The organism is Gluconacetobacter tumulisoli (assembly GCF_014174155.1).
In the GTDB taxonomy this organism is placed as follows: Bacteria; Pseudomonadota; Alphaproteobacteria; order Acetobacterales; family Acetobacteraceae; genus Gluconacetobacter; species Gluconacetobacter tumulisoli.
Map to the genome: position 1 here is coordinate 164225 of NZ_JABEQM010000007.1, position 20748 is coordinate 184972.

At 69.2% G+C, this 20748-nt stretch carries 23 protein-coding genes; 21 read left to right on the forward strand and 2 right to left on the reverse strand.

Annotation, left to right across the window (positions count from 1 at the left end; all coding sequences use genetic code 11):
• The first annotated feature begins 42 nt into the window (after nt 1–42).
• The 5 genes from HLH28_RS10440 (at nt 43) to HLH28_RS10460 (ending at nt 4909) form a co-directional block, all read left to right on the forward strand.
• The gene (locus HLH28_RS10440; RefSeq protein ID WP_182958630.1) at nt 43–1047 is read left to right on the forward strand and encodes a Gfo/Idh/MocA family protein; all 1005 of its coding nucleotides are present in this window, start codon (nt 43–45) and stop codon (nt 1045–1047) included.
• Nucleotides 1044–2471, forward strand: a complete 1428-nt coding sequence (locus HLH28_RS10445; RefSeq protein WP_182958632.1) for an MFS transporter — start codon at nt 1044–1046, stop codon at nt 2469–2471. Before HLH28_RS10440 ends, HLH28_RS10445 begins: the two co-directional genes overlap by 4 nt.
• Before the next feature lie 81 nt (nt 2472–2552).
• A complete protein-coding gene (locus HLH28_RS10450) occupies nt 2553–3308 on the forward strand; it encodes a fumarylacetoacetate hydrolase family protein (protein ID WP_182958635.1) in 756 nt (251 codons plus the stop codon).
• Nucleotides 3309–3419: 111 nt separating this feature from the next.
• A complete protein-coding gene (locus HLH28_RS10455) occupies nt 3420–4346 on the forward strand; it encodes a 2-hydroxyacid dehydrogenase (RefSeq protein ID WP_182958637.1) in 927 nt (308 codons plus the stop codon).
• A 71-nt stretch (nt 4347–4417) separates the two neighbouring features.
• A complete protein-coding gene (locus HLH28_RS10460) occupies nt 4418–4909 on the forward strand; it encodes a UPF0262 family protein (protein WP_182958641.1) in 492 nt (163 codons plus the stop codon).
• Nucleotides 4910–5009: 100 nt separating this feature from the next.
• On the opposite strand, the gene HLH28_RS10465 is transcribed toward HLH28_RS10460, so the two are convergent.
• Complete coding sequence (locus tag HLH28_RS10465) at nt 5010–5333, reverse strand: Rid family hydrolase (protein WP_182958643.1); 324 nt, start codon at nt 5331–5333, stop codon at nt 5010–5012.
• Between the two features lie 335 nt (nt 5334–5668).
• On the opposite strand from HLH28_RS10465, the gene HLH28_RS10470 reads away from it, so the two are divergent.
• The 16 genes from HLH28_RS10470 (at nt 5669) to HLH28_RS10545 (ending at nt 20439) form a co-directional block, all read left to right on the forward strand.
• Nucleotides 5669–6121 carry an HPr kinase/phosphorylase gene (locus HLH28_RS10470; RefSeq protein ID WP_182958645.1) on the forward strand — a complete coding sequence of 151 codons (453 nt, stop codon included), beginning with the start codon at nt 5669–5671 and terminating at the stop codon, nt 6119–6121.
• Nucleotides 6122–6251: 130 nt separating this feature from the next.
• Nucleotides 6252–7307, forward strand: a complete 1056-nt coding sequence (gene rapZ, locus HLH28_RS10475) for an RNase adapter RapZ (RefSeq protein WP_338029709.1) — start codon at nt 6252–6254, stop codon at nt 7305–7307.
• On the forward strand, nt 7304–7801 hold the full coding sequence (locus HLH28_RS10480; RefSeq protein WP_182958651.1) for a PTS sugar transporter subunit IIA: 498 nt from the start codon (nt 7304–7306) through the stop codon (nt 7799–7801). The genes rapZ and HLH28_RS10480 overlap by 4 nt, the downstream gene beginning before the upstream one ends.
• Nucleotides 7802–7808: 7 nt before the next feature.
• Entirely contained in the window at nt 7809–8114 is a 306-nt protein-coding gene (locus HLH28_RS10485) for an HPr family phosphocarrier protein (protein WP_182958653.1), read from the forward strand.
• Entirely contained in the window at nt 8101–9975 is a 1875-nt protein-coding gene (ptsP, locus tag HLH28_RS10490) for a phosphoenolpyruvate--protein phosphotransferase (protein WP_182958655.1), read from the forward strand. Before HLH28_RS10485 ends, ptsP begins: the two co-directional genes overlap by 14 nt.
• Nucleotides 9976–10177: 202 nt before the next feature.
• Nucleotides 10178–11578, forward strand: a complete 1401-nt coding sequence (locus tag HLH28_RS10495) for an anthranilate synthase component I family protein (RefSeq protein WP_408869835.1) — start codon at nt 10178–10180, stop codon at nt 11576–11578.
• Nucleotides 11575–12378 (forward strand): aminotransferase class IV, encoded by an 804-nt coding sequence (locus HLH28_RS10500; RefSeq protein WP_182958658.1) that lies wholly within the window; start codon nt 11575–11577, stop codon nt 12376–12378. The genes HLH28_RS10495 and HLH28_RS10500 overlap by 4 nt, the downstream gene beginning before the upstream one ends.
• A gap of 245 nt (nt 12379–12623) precedes the next feature.
• On the forward strand, nt 12624–14201 hold the full coding sequence (gene purH, locus HLH28_RS10505) for a bifunctional phosphoribosylaminoimidazolecarboxamide formyltransferase/IMP cyclohydrolase (protein WP_182958661.1): 1578 nt from the start codon (nt 12624–12626) through the stop codon (nt 14199–14201).
• A 104-nt stretch (nt 14202–14305) separates the two neighbouring features.
• Nucleotides 14306–15067, forward strand: a complete 762-nt coding sequence (locus HLH28_RS10510) for a hypothetical protein (protein WP_182958664.1) — start codon at nt 14306–14308, stop codon at nt 15065–15067.
• A 258-nt stretch (nt 15068–15325) separates the two neighbouring features.
• Complete coding sequence (locus HLH28_RS10515; RefSeq protein WP_182958666.1) at nt 15326–15649, forward strand: AtpZ/AtpI family protein; 324 nt, start codon at nt 15326–15328, stop codon at nt 15647–15649.
• A gap of 31 nt (nt 15650–15680) precedes the next feature.
• On the forward strand, nt 15681–16430 hold the full coding sequence (locus HLH28_RS10520; RefSeq protein WP_182958669.1) for a F0F1 ATP synthase subunit A: 750 nt from the start codon (nt 15681–15683) through the stop codon (nt 16428–16430).
• 56 nt (nt 16431–16486) lie between these two features.
• Complete coding sequence (locus HLH28_RS10525; RefSeq protein ID WP_012224283.1) at nt 16487–16711, forward strand: ATP synthase subunit C family protein; 225 nt, start codon at nt 16487–16489, stop codon at nt 16709–16711.
• Between the two features lie 15 nt (nt 16712–16726).
• A complete protein-coding gene (locus HLH28_RS10530; protein ID WP_182958672.1) occupies nt 16727–17338 on the forward strand; it encodes a F0F1 ATP synthase subunit B family protein in 612 nt (203 codons plus the stop codon).
• Nucleotides 17339–17369: 31 nt separating this feature from the next.
• Complete coding sequence (locus HLH28_RS10535; protein ID WP_182958674.1) at nt 17370–17864, forward strand: F0F1 ATP synthase subunit B family protein; 495 nt, start codon at nt 17370–17372, stop codon at nt 17862–17864.
• A gap of 13 nt (nt 17865–17877) precedes the next feature.
• Nucleotides 17878–18633 (forward strand): glycosyltransferase family 2 protein, encoded by a 756-nt coding sequence (locus tag HLH28_RS10540; RefSeq protein ID WP_220790043.1) that lies wholly within the window; start codon nt 17878–17880, stop codon nt 18631–18633.
• A 147-nt stretch (nt 18634–18780) separates the two neighbouring features.
• On the forward strand, nt 18781–20439 hold the full coding sequence (locus tag HLH28_RS10545) for an ArnT family glycosyltransferase (protein WP_182958677.1): 1659 nt from the start codon (nt 18781–18783) through the stop codon (nt 20437–20439).
• Between the two features lie 27 nt (nt 20440–20466).
• Here HLH28_RS10545 and HLH28_RS10550 read toward each other — a convergent pair whose 3' ends face one another.
• A complete protein-coding gene (locus HLH28_RS10550) occupies nt 20467–20604 on the reverse strand; it encodes a hypothetical protein (protein WP_182958679.1) in 138 nt (45 codons plus the stop codon).
• Between the last annotated feature and the right edge of the window lie 144 nt (nt 20605–20748).

The following is a 20748-nucleotide window of genomic DNA, read 5'->3' on the forward strand; positions in this document are numbered from 1 at the left end:
ACGGGAACGGACCGGGGCCCTGGTGCCTCGAGGGAGGACGGAATGACGCATCCGACCGGATGGGGTCTGATAGGTGCCAGCAACGTCGCGCGGGAATGGATCATCGATGCGATCCGGGCGCAGCCCGGTGGCGAGGTCCGCGCGGTTCTGAGCAGCAGTACGGAGCGCGGCGCCGCCTTCGCCCGCGATAATGATATTCCCTATCACACCACGTCGCTGGACGAGTTGCTGTCCAGGCCGGACATCGACGCGGTGTATATCAGCACGAACAATCGCCTGCATTTCGAGCAGACGATTGCCGCCGCGCGGGCGGGCAAGCATGTCCTGTGCGAAAAGCCCCTGGCCCTGTCGGTCGAGGATGCGAACGAAATGGTCCGCGTCTGCCGGGCCTGCGACGTCGTTCTGGGCACGAACCACCATCTGCGCAATGCCGCGACCCATATCGCGATCCACGGCATGATCGAGGACGGGCGTGTCGGCCGGCTGATCGCCGGGCGGGTCTTCCATGCCAATTTCCTGGCTGCCGCCCTGCAGGGCTGGCGCGTCAACGACCAGGGCGGCGGAGTGATCCTGGACAGCACGATCCATGATATCGATACCCTGCGTTTCCTGTTCGACCAGGACCCGGTCAGCGTCTTTGCCATGACGCAGAGCGGCCGCCTGGCCCAGGACGGGATCGAGGACGGGATCATGGCCGTCCTGCGCTTCCCCGACGACATGCTGGTCCAGATCCATGGCGGCTACACCGTACCCTATTCGCCGGGCGGGGTGGAAATCATGGGGGAACGCGGCGTCATCATCGGCCGCGATTGCATGAGCCAGAGGCCGATCGGCACCGTGTCGGTCCGCGATGGCGACGGCGAACGGGAAATTCCCTTAAAGCATCACAATCTTTATCATCGCGCATTGGAACTGTTCACCGATGCCATCCATGGCGGCGGCCTGCCGGCCGCCACGGGCGAGGACGGGGTTGCCTCGCTGGCCATTGCGCTTGCGCTGCGTGAATCCGCCAGAACCGGACGCGAGATCGGGGTAGACCTGCCATGAAACAGCCAATTCTTGCCGGGGCTGCCCATGTGCACGCCGCCGGCCCGTTGCCGCGCGTGACGACCCGGGAGGCGGCGATGGCGCACCATACCGTGACCACGGCGGACCTGCGCCGTGCGGCCTGGACCAGTTCCCTGGGCAGCGCCCTGGAATATTACGATTTCGCGCTCTACAGCCTGGCGGCGGCGCTGGTATTCGGCCCGCTCTTCTTTCCGCGCCAGAGCCCGAGCATGGCGCTGATTTCCAGCTTCGGCACCTATTTCCTGGGCTTTGCCGTCCGGCCCGTCGGCGGCATCCTGTTCGGGATGATGGGCGACCGGTACGGACGCAAGATGGTCCTGCTGATCACCGTCACCCTGATGGGGGGCGCCAGCACGGCGATCGGCCTGATCCCGACCTACCAGAGCATCGGCATCTGGGCACCGGTGATGCTGATCGTGCTGCGCCTGCTTCAGGGCCTGGGGGCCGGCGCGGAGCAAGCGGGCGCCGCCGTGCTGATGACTGAATACGCCCCGAAGGGAAAGCGGGGATTCTATGCCGCGCTGCCGTTCCTGGGCATTCAGATCGGCACCATCGTCGCGGCGATCGTGTATTTCGCGCTGCTGTTCCATGTGCAGGACGTCCTGCACAGCTGGCTGTGGCGCCTGCCGTTCCTGCTCAGCTCGCTGATCCTGCTGGTGGCCCTGTACATGCGGGTGAAGCTGAAGGAATCGCCGGCGTTCGTCGAGATCGAGGAAGAGGAGCGCGCGCAATCGCAAAGCCTGCCCGAGGTCGTGCGGGAATCGTGGAAGACGATCCTGCTGGGCATGGGCCTGCGGATGGCGGAAAATGGCGGATCGTCGATCTACCAGGTGCTGGCCGTCAGCTATTCGGTCAATGTCGTGGGCATGCGCAACGCGACCGGCGCGCTGTCGCTGCTGTGCGCCGCCGTCGTGGGGGCGTTCATCGTGCCGATCGCCGGCATGCTCAGCGACCGGTTCGGGCGGATCAAGGTCTATCGCGCCTTCGCGACGCTGCAGCTCGTGGCGGCGATCCCGGTCTGGTACATCCTCAGCCTGGGCTACCTGCCGCTGACCATCCTGGCCCTGTCGGTCGCGCTGGGCTGCGCCACCTGGGGCATGTTCGGAACGCAGGGGGCGTTGTTGCCGGAAATGTTCGGCAGCCGTCACCGGTATCTGGGCGTGTCGATGACGCGTGAGATCTCGGCCGTGCTGTCGGGCGGCCTGGCCCCGCTGGTGGGGTCGGTGATCATCGCCATGGTGTCGAGCCATTATGTCGGCGCGGCCCATCCCGGCCTGGCCTCGTGGCTGCCGCTGGCGCTGTATGTCATGCTGCTGGCCTGCATGACCATCCTGGCGACATTGTTCGCACCCGAACCGCGCGATCGCGACCTGCTGGACCGTCGGGATCTGATCAATACCTGAAGAGCCGCGCCGCCTCCGGATGGTTTTCCCCTCCGGGGGCGGTATCGTGGCGCGTTCGATTTGGCGTGCAGGAGTATCTACGTGACCGTTTCAGTCGATCATCTGGCCGGGTCCTTTCTGCGGGTCCGGTCCGGTGCGCCGCCCCTGACCCGCCTGCCCGACGGGTATCGGGTCGGGTCCGCCGCCGACGCCTACGCCGTGCAGCACGAAACCATCCGCGCCCTGGGCGGGCGGATCGCCGGATGGAAGGTCGGGGCCCGCACCCCGGAATCCGAGCCGTTCGCCGCCCCGATCCTGGAGGCGACCGTGTTCGACGGCGTTACCGCGCTGCCGCCGGGCCTATGCCGCCATATCGGCGTCGAGGCCGAGATCGCCTACCGGTTCGGCCGCGCCCTGCCCGCGCGCGACGTGCCCTATACGACCGCCGAGGTGCGGGACGCGATCGTATCCGTCCATACGGCGATCGAAATCGTGGACACGCGCTTCGTCACCCCCGGCAGCCAGCCGGCGCTGGACCATCTGGCCGACCAGCAGAGCCATGGCGCCCTGTTCGTCGGTCCCGCGGTGACCGACTGGCAATCGCTGGTTCCGCTGGAGGAACGGGTGGTGCTGTCGATCGACGGCAAGGTGGTCGCCGATCATGTGGGCGGCAATTCGGCGGGCGATCCGATCCGCACGCTGGTCTGGCTGGCCGCGCACGCCGCGCGGTACGCCGGCGGCCTGGCCGAAGGGGCGATCGTCACCACCGGGTCGACGACCGGCACGGTCTTCGTCGCGCCCGGCGCGCGCGTCAGTGCGACCTTCGCGCATCTGGGCACGCTGTCGATCACCTGCTGATCCCGGGCGCCCCAGTCGCTGGCGCCAGGTCGTTAATCGGTCCTGTCGTTTGTTTATCCACCTTGTCTTTCCCCGCCCCGGCACGCCGGGGCCAAGAACCGGAGACCATGAATGAAACCCGACATCCTTCTGCTCGAACCGATGATGCCGCAGATCGAAAAGGCGCTGGACGATGCCTATACCGTGCATCGCTTCACCGACCTGGCGGCCCTGCAGGGGGTCGCGTCGTCCATCCGCGGGATCGCGACCGGCGGGGGCGTGGGCGTGCCGCCCGACGTGATGGCGGCGCTGCCCGAACTGGGGATCGTGGCGATCAACGGCATCGGCACCGACGCGGTGGACCTGAACGTGGCGCGGGATCGCGGCATCCGGGTGACGACGACGCCCGGCGTGCTGACCGCCGATGTCGCCGACATGGCCCTGGGCCTGATCCTGGCGACCTGCCGTGGCCTGGCGATCGGCGACCGGTATGTCCGCGCCGGGTCGTGGGGCAAGGCGCCGCTGGCGCTGGGGCACACCGTCACGGGACAGAAGATGGGAATCCTGGGCCTGGGGCAGGTCGGGCGCGCGATCGCCGTGCGGGGCCAGGCGTTCGGCATGCCGATCGCCTATCACGACATCCGCGAATTCCCCGAGACCGGGTACACCTACCATGCCGACCTGGTCGAACTGGCCCGTGCCAGCGACATCCTGGTCGTCGCGGCGTCCGGCGGGGCGCAGTCGCGCAACATCGTCAACCAGGCGGTGCTGGAGGCCGTGGGGCCCGAGGGCGTGCTGATCAATGTCGCGCGCGGCAGCGTGGTTGACGAGGACGCGCTGGTTGCCGCCCTGCAGGCCGGCACATTGGGCGGCGCCGGGCTGGACGTGTTCCAGCACGAACCGCACGTGCCCGACGCCCTGAAGACGATGGACAATGTCGTATTGCAGCCCCACCGCGCCAGTGCCACGGTGGAGACGCGCCTGGCGATGGGCGACCTGGTCGTCCGCAACCTCGCCGCCTGGTTTGCCGGGGAGTCGCTGCTGACCCCCGTCGTGTAGCATGACGGCGCCCCGGTGCGGTTCCCGTTCCCGGGGCGTGCCGGGGCCTGGGACCACAGAAAGGGTTTTCGGTGCATCCATCGCCTGACGCGGGGCCGGGCAGCCTGGCCCATGTCATCCTCGACGATGTGGATGGCGGGCTGCTGGCCAGCCAGACCCGGCGAAATGACGTCGACCAGGCGGTAGCGGACCTGCGGCAGACGGCCCGTTTCATGCCCGAGGGGCTGACCGGGCCGTTCAACCTGCATCTGTCGGTCCAGACCAACGGGCTGATCTTCGATCTGCGCCACGCCGACGACGACCGGCCGCTGCGGATCTATCGGGTCTCGCTGATGCCCTTCCGCCGGTTGATCAAGGATTACATCCTGCTGGTCGACAGTTTCGATGAGGCGGTGACCGAGGGCAACACGATGCGCGTCCGTGCGATCGATATGGGCCGGCGCGGCCTGCATAATGATGGCGCCGAACTGATGATCGACCGGCTGCGCGGTAAGATCGAAATGGATGCCGAAACCGCCCGCCGGCTGTTCACTCTGGCCTGCGTCCTGCAGCAGCGCCGATAGTCGGCGCCGCGCGGTGACGGCCGGCGAGGCGGACTCAAAATTCGCCCTGCCGAGCGAGAGTGTGCATCGGATCGGCACCGGTACGCATGTGCAGACAGGTTCAGGCGTCGGGGCGTCCTACCACCAGCTCGATCTCGATCAGCACGTCCGGGTCGTCGAAGCCGGGAACCAGGCGCAGGGTCGTGGCCGGACGGCCCGATCCGAATGCCTCGCGCAGGTGCGGAAAGCAGGCGGCGAAGCCGTCGGTATCGCGCAGCAGGAAGACGGCCCGCGTCACGTCATGCATCGCATGACCGTCGCGCGCCAGGGCGGCCGCGCCGTGGTCAAGGGCCAGGCGGCATTGCTCGGCCAGGCCCGGGCCGGTCTGGCCGGTCGCCCGGTCGATCCCCGTCAGGTGGCGAACATGGATGTCCTGTCCCCTCATGCCGTGCGGATGCTCCTTCGCCTATCGCAAAAATAACGGAATCGTCATATTCCGTTTCCGGTGAAATTCAACCGGTGAAATTCAACTTCGGGCCTGTTTGCAAACATGGGCCGGCGAGCGAGAGCGGCCCGACGGCCCGCGTCCGGCGTGTTTTCGGGCACCGAAGGGGAAGCGGCCTTTCGGGCCGCCTGCCAGAGAGCGCAGAAAACGCGCGTCGGGTCGCCGCCAGTGCGTATCTGCAAACAGGCTCCTGGAGCCGGCTGTTCGTCCAGGCGGTGATATCGACAACGGTTATCTCGGTGTCCCGGACGCCGGGACAAGCGGGGAGGGTGAAAATGGATCGGGACGGCCGGGGCAGGGGACAGATCCATGCAAGCTGCGCCGCGCGCGGCGGCAATGGCGTCCTGCTGACGGGGCCATCGGGGGCGGGGAAATCCGACCTGCTGCTGCGGCTGGTGGATGCGGGCTACGATCTGGTCGCCGACGACCGGGTCGACCTCATGGACGGGTGGGCTTCGGCCCCTGCGCGGCTGGCGGGGCTGATCGAAATCCGCGGCATGGGGATCGCGCGGATGCCGTTCCTGGCCCGTGCGCGCGCCGTGCTGGCGGTGCGCCTGGTCGGGCCGGGGCAGTGGCCCGACCGCCTGCCGGCGCCGGGACGGGATGCGATGACCGGCCTGCCGGAAATCCGCATCGATCCCGCCCTGCCGTCGGCCGTGGCGCGGATCAACCTGGCCCTTGACTGCCTGGACGGACGTTGCAAAATGTTAATGTCCGAGCAGATGTGATGCATGCGGTTCTTTCCATGCCTGTCCTTTCGGTGTCAGATGCGAGGGCGTTGACTGTCCATCCATGTGCGGCGCGACGACCGTCCCGGGTTTCCGAACGGTTCGGCCCGTTGTCCAGCCAGGATTTCCCGTGACGGATTCTTCACATGACGGAGTACCGGCGCCACGTCGCATCCTGCTGGTCACCGGCCTGTCCGGGGCCGGAAAATCCTCGATTCTGCGGATCCTTGAGGATCTGGGGCACGAGGTGATCGACAACCCGCCGCTGGGCATGCTGGACGAGATCGTGACCCGCGCGGAACAGCCGGTGGCGATCGGCGTGGATTCCCGCACGCGGGGGTTCGACGCCACGGCGGTGCTGGCGGCACTGGCGCGGCTGCGCGTCAATCCGGAACTGCAGGCCGAACTGATCTATGCGACCGCCGAGGAAAGTGTCCTGCTGCGGCGCTATACCGCGACGCGCCGTCGCCATCCTCTGGCGGTGCGCGGCACGGTCAAGGAAGGGATCGAGGCCGAGATCGCGCTGACCGCCCGGCTGCGGGCGGCGGCGGATGTCGTGATCGATACCTCCGACCTGCCGCCGCCGGAACTGCGCCAGATCGTCGAAACGCGCTTCGGCCGGTGGGGCGGCCGCATGGCCGAGGGCCTGACCGTCGCCCTGATGTCCTTCGCCTTTCCCGCAGGCCTGCCGCGCGAGGCCGACATGGTCTTCGACGCCCGTTTCCTGCGCAATCCGTACTACGACCCCGACCTGTCCACCCTGACCGGCCTGGACGGCGCCGTCGCGGCCTATGTCGAGGCCGATCCCGATTACCGTCGCTTCCTGGACCAGATCGACGGAATGCTGGAACTGGTGCTGCCCCGCTTCGTGCGGGAAGGCAAGAAATACGCCACCATCGCCATTGGCTGCTCCGGCGGGCGGCATCGGTCTGTCACCCTGGTCGAGGCCCTGGCCGGACGGCTGGCGGACCGCGCGGGAACGGGCGACGGGCCGGAATCTGAGTCCCATATTGAAAAGGCCTCTGGCCCGTCCGATGTGCAATCGGCTATTGCGGATGGACGAGGGGCATGGTCGGTCATCGTCATGCACCGCGAGCTTGCCCGACAGGGACGCTGCAGCTGGCGCTGGGCCAGCCGGCCGAAGGAATACGCGGCGGACGTCGTGGAAGGACGATATTCTTCATGATCGGTATGGTTCTCGTCACCCATGGCGAGCTGGGCGAGACCCTGAGACGCGCGATGGAACATGTGGTGGGGCCGCAGAGCCAGATGACCACCCTGAATATCGAGGCCGGGGACGACCCGGTGCTGCGTCGCGGGGATTTGCAGGTGGCGATCGCCGGTGTCGATACCGGCGACGGTGTCCTGCTGCTGACCGACATGTTCGGCAGCACGCCGTCCAACCTGGCGATTTCCACCCTGGAAGAAGGACGGGTCGAGGTCCTGGCCGGCGTCAACGTGCCGATGCTGGTGAAGCTGGCGCAGATCCGCAACGGGCATACGCTGGCGGAATGCGCGGACATGGCCGAGGGCGCGGGGCGCAAATACATCTCCACCGCCTCGCACCTGCCGCCGCAATGCCTGGGTGGGGCGCGCAGCTGCCTGTACGGCGATCGCCCGGCGGAGGTGCCGCCCCCGGCCGCGTACCGCGCCGCGCCGCGGCGGGTTGCCGCCGGCTGATCCGGGCATGTCCGCAGCCGGACTCGATCCCCGGGATCCTGAAGTTCTTTCCGTCACCGTGACCATGGTCAATCGCCGCGGCCTGCATGCGCGCGCGGCGGCGAAGCTGGTCACGGTGGCCGAGCAGTTCGATGCGAATGTCGAGGTCGCGCGCGCCGACCAGAGCGTCTCGGCGCGTTCGATCATGGGGTTGATGATGCTGGGCGCGGGCCGGGGTGAATCGATCACGCTGCTGGCGACGGGATGGGACGCCCATGCGGCGGTCGAGGCGCTGGTGACCCTGGTCGAGGCCGGCTTCCATGAAGACGACTGACGCCATTCCCGGCGGCACCCCCGCGCAGGGGCGCGGCCGACGCACGCGGGCCGCCGACCGTCGGGGCGGGGGGCTGGCGGAATACCGGCTGGATGGGGATGCGACCGCGCACGGCGTCGCCATCGGCCCGGCGGCGATGGCGGTCGAAGGCCCCGCGCCCGATATCGACGAAGCCGCGCGCACCGACGATCCCGACCACGAGCTTGCCCGCCTGGCCGAGGCGATCGAACGGTCGGTCCGGCAGGTCGAACGCCTGCGCGACCGGCTGGCGCTGCTGCCCGAGGACAGCAAGCTCGAAATCGGATCGCTGCTGGAGGTCTATCGCCGGATGCTGGGCCCGTCGCGGCTGCAACGCGGCATCCGGCAGCGCATCGCCCAGGACCGGCTGATGGCCGAGGCCGCCGTCCGGCAGGAGACCGAGGCCCTGGCGCAGGCCATGCTGGGCGGACCCGGCCGCCCGGAGCCGGCCGGCGAGGACGCCGCCGCCGCCCAGCGCCGCGCCGGCGAATTTCGCGAGATCGGGCGCCGGCTGGTCCGCAACCTGGGGCATATGCCCTTCCGGTCCTTCAACGCGCTGCCCGTGGGCGCCGTGCTGGTGACCGAACAACTGCGTCCCGCCGACGCCGCCCTGATCGACCCGTCGCGCATTGTCGCGGTGGCGACGGAGGAAGGTGGCTCGACCGACCATACCGCGATCATGCTGCGGGCGCTGGGCATTCCCGCCGTGCTGGCGGTCCATGGCCTGATGGCGCGGGTGCGCGACGGCGCCACGATCGTGGTCGACGGCAGCACCGGCACGGTGGTGATCGACCCCGGCGAGGACACGCTGGCGGCGGCCCGTCGCGGCGTGGCCGACTACGCACGCGACCGTCAGGCGCTGGGCCGCCTGCGGCGCCTGCCCGCGAAACTGGCCAGCGGCGAGAAGCTGCAATTGCAGGCCAACCTGGAACTGCCCGCCGAACTGCCGCTGATCGCGCAATCCGGGGCGTCGGGCATCGGGTTGCTGCGGACGGAATTCCTGTTCATCAACGCCGAGACGATGCCCGACGAGGACGGGCAGGAAGCGGTGTATGCCGAAGTGATCGCGGCGATGGCCGGGGACACCACCACCATCCGCGTCGTCGACTGGGGCGGCGAGAAGCAGAGCGAGGCCCTGACCCGCGCCGGCCTGTCCTATCCCGGCGACAACCTCAACCCCGCGCTGGGGGTCCGGGGGCTGCGCCTGCTGCTGCGCCATCCGGCGATCCTGGAGACGCAGTTCGCCGCCATCCTGAAGGCGTCCGTGGCCGGTCCGGTCCGCGTCATGCTGCCGATGGTGACCTCGGTGCATGAGATCCGCGAGGCGCGCGAGATCTATCACCGCGTCGCGCGCCGCCTGCGCCGCCGGGGCGTGAAGCTGGGCGACACGCTGCCGCCGCTGGGGATCATGGCGGAAACGCCGGCCGCCGCGATCATGGGAGACGCCCTGGCGCAGGAGGCCGAGTTCCTGGCCATCGGTACCAACGACCTGACGATGTACACCCTGGCGGTGGACCGGGCCTCGGCCGAGGTCGCGTCTCTGTACCACCCGTTGCATCCCGCCGTGCTGCGCCTGATCCAGACGGTGACCGAGGCCGCGCTGCGCCAGTATCGGCCGATCTCGGTCTGTGGCGAGATCGCGGGCGATCCCCGGGTGGTGCCGCTGCTGATCGGGCTGGGCCTGCGGTCGTTTTCGATGACCGCATCGGCCGTGCCGCGCGTCAAGCGGGTGGTGCGCGCCCTGTCCTTCGAGGATTGCCGGCGTCTGGCCCACCGTGTGATGCAGGTGTCGGTCGTCGAGGAAGTGACGGCTCTGATCGACGCCTTCGCCGCCGGGAAATGATGTCCGGGGCGTGGGTGGTGTCAGGCCGGGGCGCTGTCCCGAAACCTGCCGGAACGGGCTTCGCCCGGACCCGCCAGGGCCTGAGGTCCAGGACCCCGATCACAGGTCAACGAACCGGTTTCCAAGGGCCGCCGGCCTTTGGCGGGTTTCAGGGCAGCACCCTGACCCAGGGTCGGGAAATCGCGCCGGCAGGACCGTCCCGATGATGACGGCACCCCACACGATCGAACTGCCGTGGCGGGATCCGGACGACGTGCTGTGGTCCTGGCGGGAGGAACCGTGGCTGGCCTGCCTGGACAGCGGTGGGGAGATCGGTCCGCGTGCCCGCTGGACAGTCCTGTGCCGCCGGCCTGTCCATGTGGTGGATTGGCGCCGTGGCGGGTCCTGCCGCGTGGACGGCATGCCGGTCCACGGAGCGGGGGAGGAGATCGACCCGCTGGCGGTCCTGCGCGGCCTGCTGCCGCCGCGCATCCCGGTCGGCGATTGGCCGTTCGCGGGTGGCCTGATTGGTTTCGCGGGCTACGCGATGGGGCAGGAACTGGAAGGGGTGGCGACGCGCCATGCCCCGGATCCGGCCCATCCGGACCTGGCGGCGGGCTGTTACGACCACGCCCTGCTGTTCGACCGGATCGCGCGGCGGGTGCATCTGGCGACGATCCGCGCCGAACCCGGGCCGCTGTTCGCCCGCGCCAGGGCGGATTGGGGGGCGATCGGGGCGGCACCGCCGCCGACGTCCCTGCCGAACCTGCGCTTCGTTCCCGACCAGCCTTCGGGCGACTATGTTGCGGCGGTGGCCAGGGCGGTGGAACGGATTGCCGCCGGCGATATCTTCCAGGTCAATATCACCGGGCGGATGACCGCCGCTCGTCCCCCGGGCCTGGCGGATATCGACATCTATCGCGCGTTGCGCCGGGCCTCGCCCGCGCCGTTCGGGGCGTGGCTGGCCTGCGGGCCCGGTTTCGGCCTGCTGTCGGCGTCGCCCGAACGGTTCGTGCATCTGTCGGCGGACGGCGCCCTGGGGACCCGGCCCATCAAGGGCACCCGGCCGCGCGGCGCTACCGCGGACGAGGATGCGGCGCTGTGCGCCGAACTGGCGGCGGACGACAAGGAGCGGGCCGAAAATCTGATGATCGTGGACCTGATGCGCAATGACCTGGGCCGGGTCGCGCGGATCGGCAGCGTCCATGTCCCCGAATTGCTGGCAGTCGAACAATTCGCCCATGTCCACCATCTGGTGTCCGAGGTGCGGGCCCTGCTGGCCCCCGGGCGCGACGCGTTCGACCTGCTGCGCGCCACCCTGCCGCCGGGGTCGGTCACCGGCGCGCCCAAGCACCGGGCGATGCAGATCATCGACGAACTGGAGGCGTCTGCCCGGCATGCCTATTGCGGCGCGGTCTTTCGCATCGGAACCGATGGCGCGATGGACAGTTCGGTCATCATCCGCGCGCTGGCGACGACCCCGGACGGGATCGAGGCCGCGGCGGGGGGCGGGATCACCATCCTGTCCGACCCGGAGCAGGAATATGCGGAAATGTGCCTGAAGATCGCGCCGCTGCTGTCCCTGTTCGGGGACCGCCCCCCCGGCGGGCGCGCCGCATCATGACGTGGCTGTGGCTGAATGGCGGGCTGGTCTCGGCCGACGCGGCGCGCATCGACCCGGCCGATCGCGGCCTGACCCTGGGTGACGGCGTGTTCGAGACGATGCGCGTGGCGCACGGTCGCATCGTCCATGTCGCCCTGCATCTGGACCGGCTGCGCCAGGGGGCGGAGGTCCTGATGTTTCCGGCGCCGGACCTGGACCGGGTCGAGGACGCGCTGCGCCGGGTCGTGCGGCGCAACGACATGACGGATGGATCGCTGCGCCTGACCCTGACGCGCGGCTGCGGGCCGCGCGGGGTGATGCCGCCGGCCCATCCATCGCCGACCCTGCTGGTCACGCCGTCCCCGCCGCCGGCCGCCCCGTTGCCTGCGGCGCGCATGGTCGTCAGCACGCGCATCCGGCGCGACGAAACCTCGCCGCTCTCGCGGATCAAGAGCCTGGATTACCTTCCGAATGTCCTCGCACGGCTGGAGGCCGCACAGCGGGGCGGCGACGAGGCGCTGATGCTGAACCTGGCCGGACGCGTGGCGGAGGCCTCGGCCAGCACGATCGTCATCCAGCGCGAGGGCCGGCTGGTGACGCCACCGGTGGCCGAAGGCGCGCTGCCGGGCATCGCGCGCGCGGTCCTGCTGGCGGCGGGAATGCTGGACGAGGCGCCGCTGGACCTGGACGATCTGCGCCATGCCGACGGCGTGTTCCTGACCAGCAGCCTGTCGGTGCGCGAGGTCGCGTCCCTGGACGGCGTGGCCCTGGCGCGCGTGCCGGGGACGGCGGATGCCATCCGGGCCTGCGTGCAGTCGTAGTACAGGTCTACAGGTCGGGCTCTGCCCGAACCCGGCAAGGGCCTCGGCCCTTGCATTCCGTCTTTTTATAAAATCTGGGGTTTCCAAAGAGCTAAGCCCTTTGATGGGACAAGGGCGACGCCTTTGTCTGGCCTCATCATTCCTTTCGCACGTCTGAATCTTGCACGGGAAGATTGCCCCTGCGGTCCGGGTTGGATAAGGGACGCGGGCTTTGCATTCCGCCCCTTCATGAAAGGTCGCCCCCGATGACCCAGACGCCCGTGCCGGTCCGGCGCGCCCTGATTTCCGTCTCCGACAAGACGGGACTGCTCGATCTTGCCCGGGCCCTGATCGCCCATGGCGCGGAAATCCTGTCGACCGGGGGGTCGGCCAAGGCGCTGCGCGAGGCCGGCCTGCCGGTGACCGAGGTCTCGGACCATACCGGCTTCCCGGAAATCCTGGATGGCCGCGTCAAGACGCTGGTGCCGCAGATCCATGGCGGCATCCTCGGCCGCCGCGACCTGCCCGCGCACCTGGCGCAGATGGACGCGCACGGCATCGCGCCGATCGACCTGGTCGCGGTGAACCTCTACCCGTTCGAGGCCACCGTGGCCTCCGGCGCGGGGGAAGAGGACTGCATCGAGAACATCGATATCGGCGGGCCCGCCCTGATCCGCGCGGCGGCCAAGAACCATGACCATGTCGCCGTGCTGACCGATCCGGCCCAGTATCCGGCCGTCATCGAGGCGCTGGCCGCCGGCGGCACGACACTGGCGGCGCGGCGCGCGCTGGCGGGCGCCGCCTATGCCCGCACCGCCGCATATGATTCCGCCATCGCGACCTGGTTCGCGGCCCGGCGCGGCGACATCCTGCCTGATCGCCTGACCGTGGCCGGCCTGCGGCGCGAGAGCCTGCGCTATGGCGAGAACCCGCATCAGCACGCGGCCTTCTACGCCGACGGCAGCACGCGCCCCGGCGTCGCCACCGCGCGGCAGGTGCAGGGCAAGTCCCTGTCCTACAACAATCTGAACGACACCGACGCGGCGTTCGAGGCCGTGGCGGAGTTCGACGGCCCGGCGGTGGTCATCGTCAAGCATGCCAACCCCTGCGGCGTCGCCACCGCCGACACGCTGGCGGCGGCGTGGGACCTGGCGCTGCGCTGCGACCCGGTTTCGGCCTTCGGCGGGATCGTGGCCCTGAACCGCACGCTGGATGCCGAGGCCGCGTCGCGGATCGCCGCGATCTTCACCGAAGTCATCGTGGCCCCGGATGCGACCGACGAGGCCTGCGCCATCCTGGCGAAGAAGAAGAACCTGCGCCTGCTGCTGACGGGCGCGATGCCCGACCCGGCCGAAGGCGGCGTCACGATCCGTTCGGTCGCCGGCGGCTTCCTGGCCCAGACGCGCGACAACGGCCGGATCGCGCCCGCCGACCTGAAGATCGTGACAGCCCGCGCGCCGACCGAGGCCGAAATGGCGGACCTGATCTTCGCCTTCCGCGTCGGCAAGCATGTGAAGTCGAACGCCATCGTCTATGCCAAGGGGCAGGCGACGGCCGGGATCGGCGCCGGGCAGATGAGCCGCGTGGATTCCGCCCGGATCGCCGCGGTCAAGGGCGCGGAGGCCGCGAAGGCCGCCGGCCTGGAGCAGCCGCTGACGACCGGGAGCGTTGTGGCGTCCGATGCGTTCTTCCCCTTTGCCGACGGGCTGGAGGCCGCGATCGCGGCCGGCGCCACCGCGGTGATCCAGCCTGGCGGGTCGATCCGTGACGACGAAGTCATCGCCGCGGCCGACCGCGCGGGCGTCGCCATGGTGTTCACAGGTATGCGTCACTTCCGGCACTGATCCCCCGGCGGCGGGGATTGCCGGGCGGGGCAGGATCCATTTCACTGCCCGCCCGGCCGCGTCCCCGTCGGGACGGACGCAAGACGACAGAGACGAGCACTGGCATGGACATTTCCCGTCGTTTCCCCCTTCTTCCGGCTTCCTGCCTTCTGGCGGCCGCCGGGCTGTTCGTGTCCCACGGAGCGTTCGCCAGGGCGGCCGCGCCGGTTGCGCCGATGGCGGCGCAGGAAAGCCACCCGGTGTCCGCCTATGATTTCGCGCCGCTGCCGGTGACGACGGGCGTTGTCGCCCAGTACCTGCCGACGCCGGCGGGGGACGTCGACGGCCTGATGCTGACCGACGGGACCGAGATCCTGTGCTCGCACGAACTCGGCCTGGCCGTCGCCAGCATCGTGAAGCCGGGCGACCGGATTTCCGTCAGCGGCCTGAAGGGCCGCGAACTGCCGATCGTCCGCGCCTATGCGGTGACCAGCCCCCGCGGGCGGCGGGTCGAGGATGCGGGCGCGACCTCGGTCCGGCTGCCCACGCCGACCAGCGGGCCGGACATCGTCGTGACCGGCACCGTGCGGGCGCCGCTTTATTCCCTGCATGGCCAGCTGATCGGCGCGGTGATGCAGGATTACGGCGTCGTGTACCTGGCGCCGGCCGAGGCCGCGCGCCTGTCGGCGTGGCTGCAGCCGGGGCGCACGCTCCATGCCGTGGGCAATGGCAGCACGGGCGCGCTGGGGCGGGCGATCGACGCACGTGACATCGGGCCCGCGCCCGGCCAGACGATCCGCGTCGCGCCGGCGGATGCGCCGGCGGCAGGCGCCTTTCCCGGCAGCGCCGCCTATGACGACATTCCGGGTGCCACCTCCCGGCCCTGATCGACGGGAAGCCGGGGTCGGCGATTTCATGCGGAACCTGCGGGGCAGAAATGTAATATATGCATGATCGCGGGCGACCCGCGGTCGCGGACCCGCCGCCCGGGTCGGTCGATCCGTCCATGCATGCCGCAGCCTCTGCGCCCGAGGGGACTCATTGCGAAAGATGGCTGTTTTCCTGAACCGGAAACACCAGCGTTTGCTTGACAGCTTATTGTGGCCCCGTTAGCTAGCGCCTGCACCCGCCTGGAGGTGTGAAATTTGGGTAAGGATCCGGACAGCTCCCGAGAGTCCTTCGACCGCAGGTTGCGACAGGCCCAGGATCGGCACAAGCCGGACCGGGCGACGCAGCCGAAGGCGGCGGGGGGCGACATGTCCGACCTGGGGATTGTCCTCCGGGCGGGCACCGAGATGGTATCGGCCCTGGTGGTCGGTGTCGCCATCGGATGGGGATTGGACCGATGGCTGGGCTACCGCCCGGCGTTCCTGATCCTGTTTACGTTCCTGGGTGGCGCTGCGGGCGTGCTGAATGTCTGGCGTCTCGTCAGGCCGCAGGACACGCCGGGGGACAAGCCGGGCCCGTGACAGGGACCGGAACGGTATAGGGAAGACGAAGTTGGCGGCCGGATCCACCATCGACGCACTCGGTCAGTTCGAACTCCACCCCGTCCTGGGCGGACTCGGGCAGTCGCTGCGCTTCAGCCAGTCGCCGGTCATGATGATCGTCGCGTCCGCCCTGGTGCTGGCATTCCTGTATGTCGGCATGCGTCCCGCCGCCGTCGTGCCGGGCCGCCTGCAATCGGCGGCGGAAATCTGCTACGATTTCATCTACAACATGGCCGTCGACACGATCGGCGCGGAAGGCCGGGCCTTCTTCCCGTTCGTCTTTACCCTGTTCTTCTTCATCCTGGCCGGCAACTATCTCGGCCTGCTGCCTTTTTCCTTCGCGTTCACCAGCCATGTCGCCGTGACGCTCGCGCTTGCGCTGCTGGTGTTCGTCCTCTCGGTCGTCGTTTCGCTCAAGGTCCAGGGCGCGAAATTCTTCGCGCACTTCATGCCCGCCGGCGCGCCGGTCGCCCTGGCGCCGCTGCTGGTGCCGATCGAGATCCTCTCGTTCCTCTCCCGTCCCGTCAGCCTGTCGATCCGTCTGTTCGCCAACATGGTGGCAGGCCACGTGATGCTGGAGATGTTCGCCGCCTTCACGATCATGCTGGCCGGGCTCGGGCTGGTCGGCGACGTGCTCGCCGTCGGACCGGTGGTCATCAATATCGCGCTGATGGCGCTCGAATTGCTGGTGGGTGCGCTCCAGGCCTACGTGTTCGCGATCCTCACCTGCATCTACCTGCGGGAGGCGGTCGCACACTGATCGCGGCCTATCCCCAGCCCCACCTGAACGCCTGAACAAACAAGGAAAGCCTCGCTATGGACATCGCTGCAGCCCGGGAAATTGGTGCCGGTATCGCCGTTATCGCCCTCGCCGGCGTCGGCATCGGCCTGGGTAACATCTTCTCCACGCTGGTCAGCAGCATCGCCCGCAACCCGGCCGCGCGTCCGCACGTGTTCGGCCTGGGCATGCTGGGCTTCGCCCTGACGGAAGCCGTGGCCCTGTACGCCCTGCTGATTGCCTTCCTGATCCTGTTCGTCTGAGTATCGGAGGCCGACGTGGCACGTTCCGCGGTGTCGATCACCCGAAAGGCGGCGTCGCTTGCGACGTCGTCCGCGCTGGCCCTGCCGCTGATGGCCATGGTCGCGCCGGGCGCGCGCGCCGTGGGCATGCCGCAGCTTGATTTCGCCAACCCCCTCGTCACCGGCCAGGTGATCTGGGGCGGCGTCATCTTCCTGGTGCTGTATCTGCTTCTCAGCCGCTCGGCCCTGCCGAAGGTCGAGAAGGTTCTCGCCACCCGTCGCCTGACGATCGAGAACGACCTGGATATCGCCCGCCGCGCCAAGGCCCACGCCGATGCCGCGGTCGACGACCTGCACCAGGCCCGCCGTTCGGCGATGGCCGAGGCGCAGGCCAATGTCGAGAAGGTGGTCGAGGACGCCCGTGTGGCCGCCCTGCGCCAGACGCAGGAGATGAACGCCCGTCTGGCGGAGGATATCCGCCAGGCCGAGGCGCGCGTCGCCGCCGCCCGTGCCGAGGCCCTGGGATCCCTGCGTCAGATCGCCGGCGAGACGGCGCAGGTTCTGGTTCATCAGGTGTCGGGTACCTCGGTTCCGGGCGACGTGCTCGCCAGCCGGGTGAACGACGCCGCGACGGCCCGCGGTTTCTGACCGGGGCGCAATAGGAACAGGTCCAAAGACCATGCTGCACGAACCCCGTTTCTGGTCGGCCGTCGCCTTCGTTCTGTTCTTCGTCCTGTTCGGGAAGAAGGTCTGGACGCCTCTGGTCACGGCACTGGACGGCCGGGCCGCCCGCATCCGCGCCGACCTGGACGAAGCCGCGCGCCTGCGCCGCGAGGCCGAGCAGATGCTCGAGGACGCCACGCGGGAACGCGAACTGGCCCTGGCCGAGGCCCGCGCCCTGGTGGAGCATTCGCTGGCCGAGGCGGCGCGCATCGCCGAGGCAGCCCGCAAGGAAGCCGAGGCCGTCGCCAGCCGACGCGAGCAGATGGCCCGCGACCGGATAGCGGCCTCTGAACGCAGTGCGGTGCGCGAGGTCCGCCTGGCGGCGATCGACGTCGCCATGCAGGCGACGCGCGATGCCCTGGCGGCGGCCCTGCCGGCCGAGGCCGGCGTGGCGATCGTCGACCGGGCCATCGCCGACCTGCCGTCGGCCCTGACCCGGCACGCCGCCTGAAGGGGCGCAGTTTCTGACCGCGCCCATTCCTTCCGCCCGTCCGGACCCCGTCCTCACCATCGTGGCGGCGGTCCTGAACGAGGTGGACAATATCCGTCCCGTCTGCATCGAAATGGCCGAGGCCTGCCAGGCCCTGCCGGAATGCGAATTCGTCTTCGTCGATGACGGCAGCACGGACGGGACCGTCGATGCCCTGCTGGCGGTCCGCCAGGAAGGCATCCTGACCGGCTTGCGGGTGCTGTGCCACGATCGCCGCCTGGGCAAGTCGGCGGCCCTGCGCACCGGGATCGAGGCTGCGCGCGGTCGCTGGATCGCGACCATCGACGGCGACGGCCAGGACGACCCCACCGAAATCGCCGTCATGCTGGACCTGGCCCTGGCTGCGACAGGGCGGCCCCCTCTTGTCGTGGGCGTGCGGCTGCGCCGGCGGGACACCCTGTCGCGGCGGGTGGCGACGCGGCTGGCCAACGGGCTGCGTCGGCGCCTGCTGCGCGATGGCTGCCCGGATACCGGCGCGCCGATGAAGCTGTTCCTGCGTGACGATTTCCTGCGCCTGCCGCAGTTCGAGGGGCTGCATCGCTTCCTGCCCTCGCTGATGGGCCGGTATGGCGTACCGCTGCTGTGCCAGCCCGTACGCCATCGCAACCGCCTGCACGGGCATTCCAAATACACGAACCTGAACCGGGCGCTGGTCGGCATCCGGGATCTTCTGGGCGTGATGTGGCTGAACAACCGCACGAGGCTGCCCCACCGCGTCATCGAACGCTGAGAGGCTGTTTCAAAAGCGGATGGGCCTGCGATCCGACACGCGTTCCCCTGCGCTCCGGTGCGCGAAAACACGCGCCGGGCGTGCGGCTGCGCGGCCCTCTGGTATGGCAGGCCCGTTTTTGAAACAGTTCCTGAGGAGGCGTAGCGGATGACGCGGCTGACCTTGCGCCATTATGTGCTGCTCGCGCTGTGCGCGTTCCTGATCTTCCTGCCCGGGCGGGCGACCCTGCCGCCGCTGGACCGCGACGAACCCCGTTATATGGAAGCCAGCGCGCAGATGCTGCGCAGCGGCGATTTCATCGACGTCCGCTTCCAGGATCGTCCGCGCTACCTGCAACCGGCCGGGATCTACTGGCTGGAGGCCGCGTCGGTCGCTGCGACCGGCACGCTGCGGCAGAAGGCGGCCTGGGCCTATCGCATTCCCTCGCTGCTGGCCGTGACGGCCTCGGTCGTGCTGACGGCGTGGATCGGGGCCACCCTGTTCGGGCCGGCCAGCGGGCTGCTGGCGGCGGCGTTGCTGGCGGTCTCGGTCCTGATGACGGCCGAGGGCCGGATGGCGACGATCGACACCACCTTGCTGCTGGCGGTCCTGCTGGCCGAAACCGGATTGCTGCGCGCCTATCTGGACCGGGAACGGGACCGGCCGACGCCGCTCTCCGCCGCCCTGCTGTACTGGACGGCGCTGGGGGCCGGGCTGATGCTGAAGGGGCCCGTGGTGCTGATCCCGGGTTTCGGCACGCCGCTGGCGCTGGCGCTGGTGGAGCGGCGGACGGATTGGTGGCGGCGGCTGCGGCCGTCCTGGGGATGGGCGCTGATGCTGGCGATCGTCCTGCCCTGGTGCGTCGCCATTGGCATCCTCAGCCACGGCGATTTCTTTTCCCGTGCCGTGGGGACCAATTTCCTCGGCAAGGTCGCCAGCGGCCAGCAGGCGCACGGACTGCCGCCGGGCTATCACCTGGCGGTCTTCGCCATCGCATTCTGGCCGGGGTCGATCTTCGCGGCGATGGCGCTGCCGTTCGTATGGACGCGCCGGCACCTGCCGTCGGTGCGGTTCCTGCTGTGCTGGATCGTGCCGCACTGGCTGGTGTTCGAGGCGATCGCGACCAAGCTGCCGCATTACGTCCTGCCGACCTATCCGGCGATCGCCCTGCTGACCGCCGCCGCGCTCCTGACGATGCCGGCGCGCTGGTCCTGGCCGGTCAGCCGGTGGGGCCGGGGTGCGCTTGCGGTCTACGGGACGCTCTGGTTCGCGATCGGGGTGGCGCTCTGCCTGGCGGGTCCGGTCCTGCTGTGGCGGCTGGAGCATGTGATCGACCTGGCGGCGCTGATCGTCCCTGCCGGGGCACTGCCGCTGATGGGGGTTGCGCTATGGTTGCTGCTGCGGGGCGAGGCCCTGCGGGCGGCGCTGAGCGCGATCGGCGCGGCGACGATCATCCATGTCGGGCTGTTCCTGACGGTGATCCCGAACCTGCAGACGATCTGGCTCAGTCCCCGACTGGCGGCGCTGGTGGACGACTATCGGCCCTGTCCGGACACGATCGTGGCCTCGGCCTCGTACTCCGAACCCAGCCTGGTGTTCCTGGTGGGCCAGAACACGGCGCTGGTCGGCCCCGCCGGGGCGGCCGACCTGCTGCGTGACAACCGGGCCTGCGGCCTGGCGCTGGTCGATCGCAAGGATGAACCCGTCTTTCACGCCCGCCTGCGCCAGGACGGGCTGGATGCCATCGAATTCGGCCGCGTCACGGGCCTGAACTATTCGACGGGCAAGCATCTGGATATCGGCCTGTTCGGCCCCTCGTCCCCCTGATCCCGGCGGGCGGGGTGAGGGCTGCGATCATCCGGTGAAGAAAATCAGCGCGGTCGACAGCCCGAATGCCACTGCCAGCCCCAGAACCCCGATGAAATCCCAGAACGTAAGTGGTCTGGCGCGATATGTACCGTCGCGCCCGTACCGGTGAAATCCCCTGAACATGGGACCCTCCTGCCGGGGGTGAAGTGTTCCCCCGATGACGGAAATATGGGGGGACGCCCCCCTGTTTGAAGACAGCATCAGGGGATTTCACGTAAAAAACACCGACCACACGACCTGTTGGCCCCCCGTCGGATCGTCGCATCT